The sequence below is a fragment of the Sphingopyxis sp. DBS4 genome (assembly GCF_024628865.1).
GTDB lineage: Bacteria > Pseudomonadota > Alphaproteobacteria > Sphingomonadales > Sphingomonadaceae > Sphingopyxis.
Genome location: NZ_CP102384.1, coordinates 3,308,959 through 3,322,790 on the forward strand (window position 1 = coordinate 3,308,959; position 13,832 = coordinate 3,322,790).

Consider the following 13,832-nt stretch of genomic DNA (forward strand, 5'->3'; position numbering starts at 1 on the left):
GATAGCCTCCGGCCAAACACAATGACGAATCACCTTGGGAGGGACGTATGAAGACGATTGCCTACACCAGCCTTGCCGCGTTCGCCGCCGCGCTCGCGGCCACGCCCGCCGCCGCGCAGGACGCCAAATCCGCCGATGCCGCCGGCACCGACATGGGCGACGCGATCGTCGTCACGGCGCAGAAGCGCGCCGAGAATATCCAGGACGTGCCGATCTCGATCGCCGCGGTCAGCGGCGAGGCGATGGAAAGCGCCAACATCCTGACCGTCATGGACCTTGGCCGCGTCGCGACCAATTTCCAGACGGTGCGCTCGTCGAACACCGGCTCGACGCGTATCGGCATCCGCGGCGTCGGCAGCCTCGCCAACACCCTGATCGAGCCGAGCGTCGCGGTGTTCGTCGACGGCGTCTATGTCCCGCGCTCGGGCTCGATCCTCGGCGCCTTCCTCGACATCGACGGGGTCGAGGTTCTGCGCGGGCCGCAGGGCACCCTGTTCGGCCGCAACGCCAGCGTCGGCGCGCTGTCGATCCGCAGCGCGCTGCCCGAGGACGAGTTTTCGGGCGAGGTGTCGGCCGAGGCCGGCTCGTTCGACCGCTATAAATTGTCGGGTCACGTCAACGTACCGCTGGGCGAAAATGTCTCGGCGCGCATCGCGGCGATGGGGCAATGGTATGACGGGCCGTGGAAGAACCGCTATGACGGCAAGACCTATGGCGGCTCCGACGACGTTGCGGTGCGTGGCACGGTGAAGGCCGAGTTCGGCAATCTCGAATGGATCGTGCGGGGCGATTATACGCGGCTCGACGGCGACGGCGTCGTCAATTTCGATTTCGACCCCGCCTCGATCGCGCCGGCCCGCCTCGCTTTCCTGCAAGCGGCGTTCAGCGGCGGACCCGACACCAATCTGAACGACCGGGTGATGAACCAGTCGGTCGCCTCGGGCCTGCTCGACAAGAATTGGGGGGTGTCGAGCACCGCCTCGCTCGAGATCGGCGGCGGATCGACGCTGCGCCTGATCAACAGCTATCGCAAATGGACGAACGACCAACTCGACGGCGACATCATCTTCCTGCCCGTTCCGCTCGCGACGCGGCGCAGCCTGTTCGATTCGGGAAGCTGGAATCACGAACTGCAATTCATCTCGCCCGAACGCGAATGGCTGAACGGCCATTTCGACATGGTCGCGGGCGTCTATTATTTTCAGGAGAAGTTCGCGCTCGGCGAGCAGCTCAACATGGACTCGCAGTTCTGCAACGTCCTTGTCCCCGCGGGACCGGGGCGCACCGCCTGCACCGCCTATTACGCGAGCACCGGCGGCGTTGCGGCGACCGACCAGGACGTGTTCCAGAAGGTCCGCAGCATCGCCGCCTATGCGCAGGGCAATATCTATCTGTCCGACGCGCTGACGCTGACGCTCGGCGGGCGCTGGACCAACGACCGCAAGCGGGGGAGCTATTCGCAGCTATCGAGCCCCTTCACCCAGACGATCCGCGCACCCGAGGTGCTGACCTATCCGGGTCTGTCGGAGAGCCGCTTCACCTATCGGATCAGCCTCAACTACAAGCCCGCCGATGACGTGATGCTGTTTGCGACCCATTCGACCGGTTACAAGTCGGGCGGCTATAATTCGGGCGGCGGGGTGCCGGCCCTCTCGACCTTCGACCCGCAGGGCAATCTGATCTCGACCAAGCGGGTCTTCGATCGCGAGACGGTCAAGAATTACGAGTTCGGCGCCAAGACGAGCTGGCTGGATCGCGCACTGACTGCGAACATCACTTTCTTCCGCATGGACATCGCGGGCTTTCAGGACCGCGCCTTCGACGGCGTCAGCTTCGTCGTCCGCAACGCCGGCAACCTCCGCCAGCAGGGCTTCGAACTCGACCTGAGGCTCGCACCGACGAACCGCTTCTCGCTTTCGGGCTCGCTTGCCTATCTCGATTCGGAATTCACCGATTTTGCCAACGCATCGGGCCTGCCGGGGCTGGGCGGGACGCAGGATCTGACCGGCAAGCCGAACAGCTTCTCGCCCGCCTGGTCGGGCAATGTCGGGGTCGACTGGAACGGGGATGTCGGATCGAGCGGATGGACGTGGGCGGCGAACGCCAACGTCTCCTTCGTATCCGACCAATATGTCGGCACGGTCAACGACGCCAACCCGCAGTCGATCGCCGACGGCTATGCGCTGCTCGGCGCGCGGCTGACGCTGAGCGGCCCCGACGACCGCTGGTCGCTCGCGATCTTCGGCAGCAACCTTACCAACACCCATTATCGGCCGCTTGCGGTCTATCAGCCGCTGGGAGCGGCTCTGGGCCTCAACAACGGGGCTTTTCCGGGAAGCACCGCCAACCGCATTCTCGCCAACGAGCCGCGCACCTATGGCGTGTCGGCCAGCGTTCGGTTTTAGGGTCGAAACCCTAATCTACGCCGCCTGCCCCCGCGAAGGCGGGGGCAGGCGGCGCGCTAGAAATTCACGCGAAAGCGCAGGCCATAGCTGCGGGCATCGTTCAGGAACCGGATGTTCAGCGACGAGCCCACCAGCGCCTTTTGCGAAACTTCCTCGTTCAGGAAGTTGCTCGCCCAGGCCTCGATCCGGAAATTGTCGATCGTATAGCCGATGCCGAGATTGAGCGTCGCATAGCCCTTCTGCCGGTCCGGGAAGCCCGCCGCGAAAGCGCTTTGGCGCGTCCCGTCGAGGAAGACGATATCGGCCTCGTTGAACTGGCTGAGATAATAGGACGAGCGATAGTTGAGCAGCGCCTGCCAGTCGAGACGGCCCGGCCCCGCATCGAACCATTGCGAGAGCCGCGCGGTGATGTTCATTTTCGATGCGAGCGGCAGCCGGTTGCCGACGAGGCTGATCAGCGGCGAATTGCCGCCGGCGCCGAAATCCTGCGCGCGCGCGTCGGCCACGGTGCCGCGAGTGATCTTCGTATCGAGATAGGCGGCGTTGATATCGAGTCCGAAATGGCCCGGCAGCTTGAAGCGCATCTCGGCTTCGGCACCATAGATGCGCGAGGCGCCGATGTTGCGGTTGACGAGCGAATAGCCGTTGCAGACCGGCGGGTTCTGCGTGCTGTCGAGGTTGATGCAGGTCAGATCCTGAAAGACCTGGTTGGTGTAGTCGTAATAGAATCCGGTCAGGTTGAACACCGCGCGGCGGCCGAAGAAATCGAAGCTGTTGCGGCTGCCGATTTCATAGACGAGCAGCTTTTCCGGGCTGAAGGTCTCGGGGATCGGCGATCCGTTGAAGCTGTCGTTGAAGCCCCCCGACTTGTGGCCGGTCGAGACCTTCGCATAGAGCATGTGGTCATCACTCAGGTCATATTCGAGCCCGACGCGCCAGTCGACGAAGTCGAACTTCGAGCTGCCGGTCTGCTGGCCGGGGATCGTCAGATTGGCGTAGCTGAAGCCGCCGTTGGTGTTCGACGGGTTGAGCGCCGGGCAGTTGACGAACCCGTTGTCGATATCGGGCCGGTCGGTACAGGTGCCGTTGGGATTGGTGCCGTTGGCGATCGCCCCGATCTGATCGATCAGCGTGTCGCGCAGGCCCGGCGTCTTGATCCCTTCGATCAGGAATTGCGCCATGCCCTGCGGCGTCGTGATGTTGCTGACGTCGAAATTGGGCCGGTCGAGCAAGGCGGGACGGAAGCCTTCGGTGCCGACGCGCGTCGCAAAGCAGCAGGCATAATCCTCGCCGCCGAGAGTCAGCGCCCAGTTGCCGCCGATCCCGTACCGCGACTTCTTTTCCTTGGTATAGCGAATGCCGGCGAGAAAGCGCAGCCGGTCGGCGACGTCGTAGGTCCCGTCGGCATAGAAGGCATAGCTTTCGCCATTGACGTCGGGCATCGTGAATTCGGTCGCGGAATAGCAGCAATAGCCGCGGTCGGCGAGCGCGAGATAGCCGACGGCCTGGTCTTCCTTGAAGTAGAAAGCGCCGAGGTTCCAGCGCAGGCGCTGGTCGTCATTCGCGAACAGGCGCGCTTCATAGACCTGGCTCTTCGACTTGGTCTGCCAGAAATTGCCCGAATAATTGTCGTACTGGACCGCCGACAGATCGCGCCCGGGATAGTCGATCCCGTCGCTCGATGCGTTGACCTGATAGAAATCGACCGAGCGGTAGCTGCCGGTCAGTTCGGCGCCGAAACTGCCGAAATCATAGTTGATCTTGCCCTGGATGCCCCAGAGCTCATTCTCCATGTCGCCTTGCAGCCCGCGATAGACGACGTGTTTCAGATCGAGCTTGTCGGGCCGGAGGCCGCTTGCCACGACGGCGCTGAAAATATTCGCGCCGGGATAGCCGGTGCCGGTTTCCTTGCCGTAGTCGCCGACGATCGAGATGCTGAGCCGGTCGCTCGGTTCCCAGAGCAGCGACAGGCGGCCCGCATAATTTTCTTCGAGCCCCGCGGGCTTCAGCCCGCTTGCCGGCGCGCCGGTCGAGACGTTTTTGAAGCCATAGTCGCGGTTGATGTAATAACCCGCCGCGCGGATCGCGAAGGTGTCGCCCAGGGGAATATTGATCGCGCCCTCTGCGCCGTAGGACGAGCGGTTGGCGATCTCGGCCTGCGCATAGCCGCCGAATTCGCCGAGGCGAGGCTTTGCCGTGATGATATTGAGCGTCCCGGCGAGCGCGTTGCGCCCGTAGAGCGTGCCCTGCGGCCCCTTGTTCACCTCGACGCGGTCGAGGTCGTAGAACATGAGCCCGAGCCCGCGCGGACGCGGGATATAGGTGCCGTTGAGATGCGGCGCCGCGCCCGGATCGCCGAGTTCGGTATTGTTGGCCGAACCGACGCCGCGGATGAAGATTTCGACATTGCCTTCCTGATTGGCGATGCTGAGCCCCGGAACGGCGACCTGCAACTGGCGAAGCTCGGCGATGCCGTCCTGGCGCAGTTGATCGGCGTTCAGCGCCTGGACGACGCCCGAGACATCCTGCGAATTTTCCGCGCGGCGGTTCGCCGTCACGATGATCTGGTCGCGGTCCTCGCTTGCGCCCTCGCCCGTTCCGGCATCCTGCGCATAGGCCGGAACCGCCGCAGCCGTCGAAAGCAGCGCCAGAAGCGCAGTGCGCGTGAATTTACCCCTGTTCATGTCATCCTCCCTGTTCCGACTCTTATTTGCATGCAAGCTGCGGCCCCGACGGCGAGACGATGCGCGCCGCGGACAAGATGAGATCGAGCGTTCCCGACGTGGCGAGGCTCAGCGGCGTTTCGACGCGCGTCATGTCGACCCCCGCTTTCTCGAAACAGCGAAGCGGCACTGCGATCCGCGTCCACTTGCCCGTCTTCGCCGCTTCGGCGAGCACGGGGCGGATCGGAAAACCGCCGGCGCAGCGCGCGCCGCATCCCATCAAAAGGCTCACGCCGGCCGAAGGCGGCGCATCGACTTTCAGTTCGAGTTCCAGCGCGAGGTCGCCGTTCGCCTGGCGCGAGAGATCGACGGGCGTATCCTGGACGATCGCCGCGACCGCCGGCCCCGCGCCCGTCCAGCGCAGGCGCACCGAATCCTCCTGCGCGGCGCGATCGGCCGCGCGGGCTTCGATGAGGTCGGGGCCGGGATTGGTCGACAGCGCACCGGGCGCGCCGAGCAACAGACTCCGCCCTTTTCCCGGCTTGCCGGCCGCGAAGAGCAGGCCGGGATCGGCGGCCGCCGCATTCGCCCGCTCCTCGGGCACCGGAGCAAGGTCGCCCTTGTCGGCGAAAGTCAGCCCGAACCCATAGGGGAAAAGCGGATCATAATCGGCATCGCCGACATTGACGTCGGTCTGGTCGCTCGACCGCGGCCAGCTGTACGGCAGCTTCCCGCGAAAATCGGCTTTTCCGAACAGGACGTCGGCGACGCCGCCGCCCTCGGACCCCGGGAGCCAGGCCGCCACGAAGGCATCCGACGCGTTCAGGAACGGATTGACCCACATCGCCCGGCCCGAAAGGAACACCGCGACCGTCGGCACGCCCGCCGCCTTGAGCGACCGGAGAAGCGCCAGATTCTTCGCATCGTCATATCCGACATCGGGGCGGTCGCCCTGAAATTCGGCGTAGGGGTCCTCGCCAAAGACGACGATCGCGACGTCGGGTTTGCGCACATAATGGCCGTCGACCGCCAATGTCGCGGACCCGCCCGCCGCCCGCACGTCCGCGTCGATCCCTTCCCAGATCGATTGCGCGTTCGGAAAGTCGCTGCGTTTGGTGCCGGTGCCCTGCCAGCTCAGCGTCCAGCCGCCGGTCTGCTTGGTCAGATTGTCGGCGCCGTCGCCCGCCACCAGGACATTCGCGCCCGGCTTCAAGGGCAGGAGTCCGCCCGCGTTCTTGAGAAGGACGAGCGATTCGCGCACCGCTTCGCGCGCCAGCGCCCGATGCTCGCGGCTGCCGAGCAGGTCGAATTGCCCGCCGTAGGGCCGCGACGAAGGTTTTCCCGCCTCGAACAGGCCGGCGCGGACCTTCACGCGCAGGATGCGCCGCACCGCGTCGTCGAGCCGCGTCACCGGCAGCGTCCCGTCGCGCGCATGCGCCAGCGTCGTCCGATAGAGCTCCTTCCAGCTGTCGGGCGCCATATACATGTCGAGCCCCGCGATCGCCGATTGCGGGCAATCGGTCGTGGTACAGCCCGCGACCTGGCCATGGCCGTTCCAGTCGCCGACGAGGAAGCCGTCGAAGTTCCAGCGCTCCTTCATCACGCCGGTCAGCAGCGAGCCGTTGCCGTGCATCTTGGCGCCGTTCCAGCTCGAAAAGCTGACCATCACCGACTGGACGCCAGCGTCGAGCGCGGGAAGATAGGGCGGGCTGAACAGGTCGCGCAATTGCGCCTCGGGCATCCGGGCGTCGCCCTGATCCTTGCCGCCCGCCGTTCCGCCGTCGCCGAGGAAATGCTTGGCCGTCGCGATGATATGCGGGCCGCGCAGCCAGTCCTTGTCGCCGATCCGGCCCTGAAGCCCCTCGATCAGCGGGGCGGCATAGCTCGCCGCGATCTCGGGCGTTTCGCCGAAGCCTTCGTAGGTGCGCCCCCAGCGATCGTCGCGCACCACGGCCAGCGTCGGGGCGAAAGTCCAGTCGAGCCCGGTCACCCGCATCTCGATCGCGGTCGCCGCGCCGATCCGGCGGACGAGATCGGGATTCCGCGCCGCGCCGAGACCGATGTTGTGCGGGAACAACGTCGCGCCGACGACATTGTTGTGACCGTGCACCGCGTCGCTGCCCCACATCACCGGAATCCGGGGGAGCTTGCCGTCGGGCTTCATCGAGGCGGCATAAAAGGCGTCGGCGGCGGCAAGCCAGTCCTTCGCCGGCGCATTGTAGCGCCCGCCGGGGTCGGAATTGCCGCCGTTGAGCACCGAACCCAGATGGTAGTGATAGACATCGTCGGGGGTGACGCTGGCGATGTCGGCCTGGATGATCTGGCCGACCTTCTGTTCGAGCGACATCGCCGCGATCAGGGCGTCGACCCGCCGCTCGACCGCGGGGTCGCGGGCGACCGTGGCCGTGCGCGTCGGCCACATGTCCGGATGGGCCGCACCGGCGCCCGCTTCGGCGACCGCAGCCCGCGCCGCCGGGATTTCAGCGAGGAACGGCGAGGCGAACGCCATCAGCGACGTCGCTCCAAGCGCCATGGCAATGCCGCGCGGCAGATGCATTTCCCCTCCCATCCCGATAATTGTCAACGTTTACCGATTCTCGGTCAACGTTTACCGACGCTGATCGACAGAAGTCAAGCGACGCGCTATGAGAAGCGCGCGCCGGGGGCGTTGAAAAGGTATTCAAGGCATTTATCCCACTGATCGGAGGGAGAAATTTCAAAAAGATCGACGATCATCGATGTCGCGCGGATCGCGGGGGTGACTCCCAAGACCGTCTCGCGCGCGCTCAACGATGCCCCGCATGTCAGCGAAGCGGTGCGCCGCAAGGTCAAGGAGGCCGCGGCCGCGCTCGACTATCACCCCAATATCGCCGCGCAGAGCCTCATCGCGCGCCGCTCCTTTCTGATCGGCCTGACGTACGAGCGCCCGAGCCCGAGCTATGTGGTCGAACTGCAGAACGGCGCGCTGAGCCGGCTCGAGAACGGGCGCTATCGCCTCGTCGTGCTTCCCTTCAATCATGTCGCGAGCCGGCCCGACGAGCTCGGCAAGCTTCTCCTGCGCGCCGGGCTCGACGGCGCCCTCCTCGCGCCGCCGGCCTGCGATCAGCCCGAGCTGCTCGACATTCTCGATCGGCAGAATTTCCCCTATGCCCGCATCACGCCGCACCACGATCTCGATCGCGGCATCATCGTCGCGATGGACGAGGTCGCGGCCGGGCAAGAAGTCGCGGCGCACCTGCTGGCGCTCGGCCACCGGCGCATCGGCATCATTCTCGGCGACCCCTCGCATGCCGCGAGCAAGGGCCGCATGGAAGGCTATCGGCAAGCCTTCGGCGAAGCCGGCGTCGCGATCGATGACGCCTTGGTCGTTACGGGCGACTTCACCTATGACGTCGGCTATCGCGTCGCGCTCGACCTTCTCGGCCGGGTTCCCCGCCCGACCGCGATTCTGGCGCAGAACGACGACATGGCCGTGGCGGCCATAGCCGCGGCGCGCGATCTCGGCCTGACGGTTCCCGGCGATCTGTCGATCGCGGGCTTCGATAATTCCGAAGTATCGCGCACCACCTGGCCCCAGCTCACGACCGTCAATCAACCGGTGCGCCAGATGGCGTGGGATGCCGCCGATCGCCTGATCGCCGCGCTCGACGGCGCGACGGAGCCGGCACCGCCGGTCCGCCGTGACCATCCCCATGAACTGCTCGTTCGCGCGTCGACGGCAGCGCCGCCCGATTAGCGAAGCCGCACGCGCGGCCTATTCCGGCGGAAGCGGCGGATTCGCGAATTCGATGAGCTCGCGCACCTGTTCGGGAAACCAGGTTCCGGCGCGCGGTGCCATCATGCCGCGCTCGGGATCCGCCGGACCCGCCGTGCCGCGAAGACATTCGCCGTCGGATTCGCCGGGAATCTTGATCCAGAGGAAGGCATCGACATAGGGGTTGCCGCTGTCGAGCGCCGGTCGGCGTCCGAGCCCGCGCCCCGGCGGATTGCACCAGACTTCGGCATCCCGATATCGGCCCGCGGGCGGTTGCCACGATCCTCGCCCGTTGCGGCTCGTATCGATCACCGCATGTTTCTGACGGGCCGGGTCGCGTTTCAGCCCCGCGCGTTCGAACAGCCGGTCGTAAGCCGCGTCGGTCTCTCCCCATGTCGAAGGATCATCGAACGCGGCGGGATGATATTGGCTCGGACAGGCGCGGGGATCGAGCCCTCCCTCGGTCACGAGCGCGAGGCAGTCGCTGACCCAGCGGGCATAAGGAACGACGCGTTCGTCGCTTTCGAAATTGGAGACGTTGAGGAAAAACCCCGCCGCCTTCACGACGTCAACCTTTATCAGCCGGCTCGCAATCTCCCCCGGGGCCAGCCAGCTGCTGCCGGTGCCGTCGAGATACAGGCGCACGTGCGGCAGGACGGAGAGGATATCCACCGCGCCCCGCAATTGATCGTAGCGCCGTCCGGCCGCCGATTCATCCTGTCCTTCCGGCCGGCAGGCCTCCTCCTCGCCCGCCAGCGTCCGATGCCATGGAATGACGCCGAGCCCGTCGGGTTCGAGAACCACGATCGCCGCGCGATCGCCGATGCCGGCGGCGAAGCCGCGAATCCAGGCAAGATAGGCGCGGCCATCCGCGGCGCCGCCCGCCGAATAGAGGGCGCAGTCGCGATAAGGGATATTATAGGCAACCAGCACGGGGAGCCGCCCTTCGGCGGCCGCCCGGTCGACGATGTCGCGCACCCGCGCCTCGACAATCTCCGGCGTGCCATAGGCGAACCAGGTCGCCGAGGGGATTCGGGCAAGCCGGGAGGCGTCGCGCTTTGCCGGACCCTCCAGGCTTTCGGCGGCGGCAGCCGTGGTGCTTCCGCGATCGACGAACAGGTCGCTGTCCGACGCCATGGCCACCGGAATCACGAGGAGGAAAGACGCGGCGAACGAGGCCATGAGCAAGAAATGTCTCATCTTGACTCCTCACGGGGCCCGGGCGGACGCGATAGGCTCTTTGACGGCGGATGCACGGAACCGACGCGCTGCGGAGGATTAGTCCGCGCGGGCGCCGCAAACAAGCGCCCCGTCTGCCGGGGTCCTCCACGCCCGTCCGCAGACGCCAAAGCCACGAAGACAGGCGCCCGAACACCCCCGCGTGCAAAATCGCGCGGGAAGAAGCGGTCCGGCATTTTCGTTCCGCACGGCGGCAAAGGCCTGCGATCAACGGCGCTTCGCTAAGAATTATTAGCATTTGGGGCGTAAGCGCCGGGCCGGGGGTGTGGCTTGTATCACGCGCGACGCGATTCCGGCGCTGCTATCGATGCGCCATCGGCGCCGATCCTGCCCGCGCGCGCCGCCGACTTCGCCGCGACCGGCGATGCGGATTGGCTGGCGGCGGAATGGGAGCGTCTCGAGGCCGGCGGTCGCTGGCCGACCCAGACTCGCGCCTTCGCCACTGCGCTCGAACCGCTTTTGACCGGCCAGCGCCGCCGGCTGCTCTGCGTCCTGCGCGATTCGGCCATAGCGGCGCTGCTGCCGATCTGCCGCGAATCGGGCTGGCGCGCGCGCTGGCGGATAGCGGGGTCGCGCGAGCTGTTCGAGCCCGGCGACCTGCTCTGCGAAGGAGCGGCCGACGCGGCCGCGCTGACGGCGGCGTTTCGCACGCTCGACCGACCTCTCTCGCTCGACCGGGTTCCCGCCGACTCCCCGCTGCTCCCTGTCCTTCGCGCGGCGATGAAGGGCAGCGGCTGGCTTTCGATCCGGCCCGCAACACCCTGCCCGATGATCCGGCTCGACGATAGCTGGCGCGATCCCGAAAGCCGATTCAATGCCGGCCGCCGATCCGATTTCCGACGCGCGGCGCGGCGCGCCGAAGCGCTGGGAAAGGTGAGCTATGAGACGCTGGCGCCCTCGCTCGCCGAATTCGACGCGCTTTTCGACGAAGCCATCGGCGTCGAGGCGCGAAGCTGGAAACGCGAGGCTGGAAGCGCGATCGCGGTCGATCGCCTGCGCGAAACCTTTTTCCGCCGCTTTTTCCGCGCTGCGGCGGCAGACGGCCGGTTCCGCCTCTCTTTCCTGCGCGTCGACGGCGAAGCGGTCGCGATGCAACTCGCGCTGGTCTGGTCAGGACGCTATTGGCTGTTCAAGATCGGCCACGACGACCGCTTCGGCAAATGCTCGCCGGGCACGCTGCTGATGCTCCATGCGCTCCGCTGGGCCAGCGGACAGGAGCTCGAAAGCTTCGAGTTGCTCGGCGAAACCGAGGCCTGGATCACGCGTTTCTGGACGCAGGATCATCACGCGTGCGTGCGCGTGCGCACCTACCCCTTTACCGTGGCGGGGACGATCGCCCTCGTTTCCGACGGCATCGCCTGGGCCTGGCAGCGCCTGCATCCCCGCGACCGATGACATCCTCGTCATTCCGGAACTGGATGCGCGCGCGCCGCTATGCGCTTCCCGAGGCGCTGGGCGGCCGCCTGCCCGCCCCCGGACCGGACGACGCGGCCGCGCTCTGCAACCGACTGCACCAGCGCGGAGTCGCCGCGACTGCCGGTTACTTTCAGAGCGCTAGCGACACGCCGGATACGATCGTCCAATCCTATCGCGCGCTGCTCGCCACAGGGGCCTGTTCCGGCGTCTCGGTCAAGGCGCCGCCGCTCGGCTTCGATCCCGGCCACCTGCGCGCGATCGCCGAAGCCGCCGACAGCGCCGGGGCGATGCTGATGCTCGACGCCCATGGGCCGGGCGATGCCGAAGCGACGATCGCGGCGACCGAAGCCCTGCTCGCCGATTTTCCGCAAACCGGCTGCGTTCTGCCCGCGCGCTGGCGCCGCAGTCCGGACGATGCGGACCGGCTGCGGGACACATCGGCGCGGCTGCGCATCGTCAAGGGCGAATGGGCCGACCCCGTCGGCGATCCGGACGATGGGGAAGCCGCCTATCTGGCGCTGATCGAGCGGCTCGCGGGGCGCGCCGCGCCCGTGGCGGTCGCAACGCACGACCCGGCGCTCGCCGCGCGCGCGCTCGACCGGCTGATCGCCGCGGGGACACCGTGCGAGCTCGAACAATTGCGCGGCCTGCCGCGCCGACGCACGATGGCGGCGGCGCGGACACGCGGGGTGCCGGTGCGCCTCTATATCCCCTTCGGTCCCGGCTGGTGGCCCTATGCGATCGACAAGGCGCTTGCGCGCCCGCACCTGCCCCTGTGGTGGCTGCGCGATCGCCTCGGCCTGTCCGATCGCTAAAAAAGGCGAGACCCAAATAAAATGGGGCGACCTCGCTGTGAGTGCCGCCCCAGTTTGAGGGTCCGCCGGGGAGAGGGAGAGGGCGGACCGGAGATGGTGTCAGCTGTCTTAGCGCGAAGCCATCTTGGCGTCGGTTTCGACTTCGGCGACGCCGGCGAGCTTCAGCGCGGCGCGGAACTGCTTGGCGGCGGCGCGTTCGTTACCGGCTTCGCAGAGTTTCTTGCCGGTGGCGACGAAGCGCTTCGCATTGGCCTGCTTGGTGCCTTCGACGCCGTTCGAGGCGACATAGGCCTGTTCGGCGAGGCCCGAGCAGCGATAGTCGTTGCCGCCCGTCTGGGCATAGGCCGGCGAGGTCGAAGCGATCAGGCCGGTGAAGGCGAGCGCCGAAGCCGCGACGATCGCGAAGGCGGAGGGGAAGCGGCGGAAAGAGGAGAGCTGATTGGACATGGGAGAGGTTCCTTTCGTTTCGTTGTGCAACCTTTTTAGGAGCGGTTGCGCCCATAGATAATCCTCTATAATCTGCAAGTGCCTTGAAGCAGGATTTAACAATCCCCCATGGGGCGCTCGACGGGATCGAAGCTTTCCTCCGCGTTGCGGAAAGGCGGAGCTTTTCCGCCGCCGCCGCCGACCTGGGCGTCTCACCGTCGGCGATCAGCCAGACGGTGAAGGCGCTGGAGGCGCGCGTCGGCGCGCCTTTGTTCATGCGCACCACGCGCAGCGTCGGGCTGACGCAGGCGGGCGAGATGTTCCTCGAACGCGCCGCCCCCGCCTATGCCGGGCTCGCCGACGCCTATGAAGCGGCGCGCAACCTCGGTAACCGGCCGGCGGGGCGGCTGCGGATCAACCTGATGCGCGGCGCGGTGCAGCCGATGTTCGAACCGATCATCGCGGGCTTCGTCGACGCCTATCCCGAGATCGAGCTCGAAATCTATGCCGACGACGCGCTCGCCGACCTCAGCGCCGGGGGGTTCGACGCGGGGGTGCGGATGGGCGAATCGCTCGACGCTGACGTCATCGCGATCCGCCTGACCGGCCCGTTCCGCTTCGTCGCCGCGGCGTCGCCCGCCTATCTCGACCGCTTCGGACGTCCCGAGACCCCCGAAGATCTGAAGGATCACCGCTGCATCCGCTTTCGCCTCGCGACCGGCGCGCTGATGCCCTGGACCTTCGCGCGCGGAAATCGCGAGATCGAGGTCGCGGTTTCGGGGCCGGTCATCGTCAACGACTGGATCGCCGCGCTGGTCGCGATGCGCACCGGGGTCGCGATGGGAATGATGGCCGAACCGATGGCGAAGAAGATGGTCGAGACGGGCGAGCTCGAACTGGTGCTGACCGACCATGCCGACGCGACGAGCGGCCTTTTCCTCTATTATCCCAGCCGCAAGCAGGTGATGCCCAAGCTGCGCGCCTTCATCGACTATGTGCGCGAATATCTGCCCGAGAACATCACCGACGCGGTCGGGTGACACCTTGGCCCCGCCGCAGAAACAAATCCCTTCGTCGCCAGCAGAAAAATTGCGCTGGCGAATCCCCGAAAAAA

9 protein-coding genes are annotated in these 13,832 nt (G+C 66.5%); 5 read left to right on the top strand and 4 right to left on the bottom strand.

What is annotated here, in order from left to right; translation table 11 throughout:
* Positions 1-47: 47 nt before the first annotated feature.
* On the top strand, positions 48-2,405 hold the full coding sequence (locus NP825_RS15910; RefSeq protein ID WP_257545273.1) for a TonB-dependent receptor: 2,358 nt from the start codon (positions 48-50) through the stop codon (positions 2,403-2,405).
* A gap of 56 nt (positions 2,406-2,461) precedes the next feature.
* Here NP825_RS15910 and NP825_RS15915 read toward each other — a convergent pair whose 3' ends face one another.
* Positions 2,462-5,089, bottom strand: a complete 2,628-nt coding sequence (locus NP825_RS15915) for a TonB-dependent receptor (RefSeq protein ID WP_257545276.1) — start codon at positions 5,087-5,089, stop codon at positions 2,462-2,464.
* Positions 5,090-5,111: 22 nt separating this feature from the next.
* Positions 5,112-7,625 carry an exo 1,3/1,4-beta-D-glucan glucohydrolase gene (locus NP825_RS15920; protein ID WP_257545278.1) on the bottom strand — a complete coding sequence of 838 codons (2,514 nt, stop codon included), beginning with the start codon at positions 7,623-7,625 and terminating at the stop codon, positions 5,112-5,114.
* A gap of 177 nt (positions 7,626-7,802) precedes the next feature.
* Between NP825_RS15920 and NP825_RS15925 the strand changes: the two genes are divergently transcribed.
* Positions 7,803-8,804, top strand: a complete 1,002-nt coding sequence (locus tag NP825_RS15925) for a LacI family DNA-binding transcriptional regulator (RefSeq protein WP_257551495.1) — start codon at positions 7,803-7,805, stop codon at positions 8,802-8,804.
* Between the two features lie 18 nt (positions 8,805-8,822).
* Here NP825_RS15925 and NP825_RS15930 read toward each other — a convergent pair whose 3' ends face one another.
* Positions 8,823-10,022 (bottom strand): glycoside hydrolase family 6 protein, encoded by a 1,200-nt coding sequence (locus NP825_RS15930; RefSeq protein WP_257545280.1) that lies wholly within the window; start codon positions 10,020-10,022, stop codon positions 8,823-8,825.
* Between the two features lie 309 nt (positions 10,023-10,331).
* Here NP825_RS15930 and NP825_RS15935 point away from each other — a divergent pair, with 309 nt between their 5' ends.
* Positions 10,332-11,456, top strand: coding sequence for a GNAT family N-acetyltransferase (locus NP825_RS15935; RefSeq protein WP_257545282.1), 1,125 nt, complete (start codon positions 10,332-10,334; stop codon positions 11,454-11,456).
* Positions 11,453-12,292: a proline dehydrogenase gene (locus NP825_RS15940; RefSeq protein WP_257545284.1), complete on the top strand. Its 840-nt coding sequence runs from the start codon at positions 11,453-11,455 to the stop codon at positions 12,290-12,292. Before NP825_RS15935 ends, NP825_RS15940 begins: the two co-directional genes overlap by 4 nt.
* 108 nt (positions 12,293-12,400) lie before the next feature.
* Here the strand turns inward: NP825_RS15940 and NP825_RS15945 are convergent, their stop codons facing one another.
* Complete coding sequence (locus tag NP825_RS15945) at positions 12,401-12,739, bottom strand: hypothetical protein (RefSeq protein WP_257545286.1); 339 nt, start codon at positions 12,737-12,739, stop codon at positions 12,401-12,403.
* An 83-nt stretch (positions 12,740-12,822) separates the two neighbouring features.
* Here NP825_RS15945 and NP825_RS15950 point away from each other — a divergent pair, with 83 nt between their 5' ends.
* The gene (locus tag NP825_RS15950; protein WP_257545288.1) at positions 12,823-13,758 is read left to right on the top strand and encodes a LysR family transcriptional regulator; all 936 of its coding nucleotides are present in this window, start codon (positions 12,823-12,825) and stop codon (positions 13,756-13,758) included.
* The last annotated feature ends 74 nt before the right edge of the window (positions 13,759-13,832 follow it).

Excerpts from the sequence above, each read along its gene's own strand:
- NP825_RS15920 (WP_257545278.1), bottom strand. The coding sequence starts at position 7,625 with ATGCATCTGCCGCGCGGCATTGCCATGGCGCTTGGAGCGACGTCGCTG.
- NP825_RS15910 (WP_257545273.1), top strand. The coding sequence starts at position 48 with ATGAAGACGATTGCCTACACCAGCCTTGCCGCGTTCGCCGCCGCGCTC.
- NP825_RS15930 (WP_257545280.1), bottom strand. The coding sequence starts at position 10,022 with ATGAGACATTTCTTGCTCATGGCCTCGTTCGCCGCGTCTTTCCTCCTC.
- NP825_RS15945 (WP_257545286.1), bottom strand. The coding sequence starts at position 12,739 with ATGTCCAATCAGCTCTCCTCTTTCCGCCGCTTCCCCTCCGCCTTCGCG.
- NP825_RS15915 (WP_257545276.1), bottom strand. The coding sequence starts at position 5,089 with ATGAACAGGGGTAAATTCACGCGCACTGCGCTTCTGGCGCTGCTTTCG.
- NP825_RS15940 (WP_257545284.1), top strand. The coding sequence starts at position 11,453 with ATGACATCCTCGTCATTCCGGAACTGGATGCGCGCGCGCCGCTATGCG.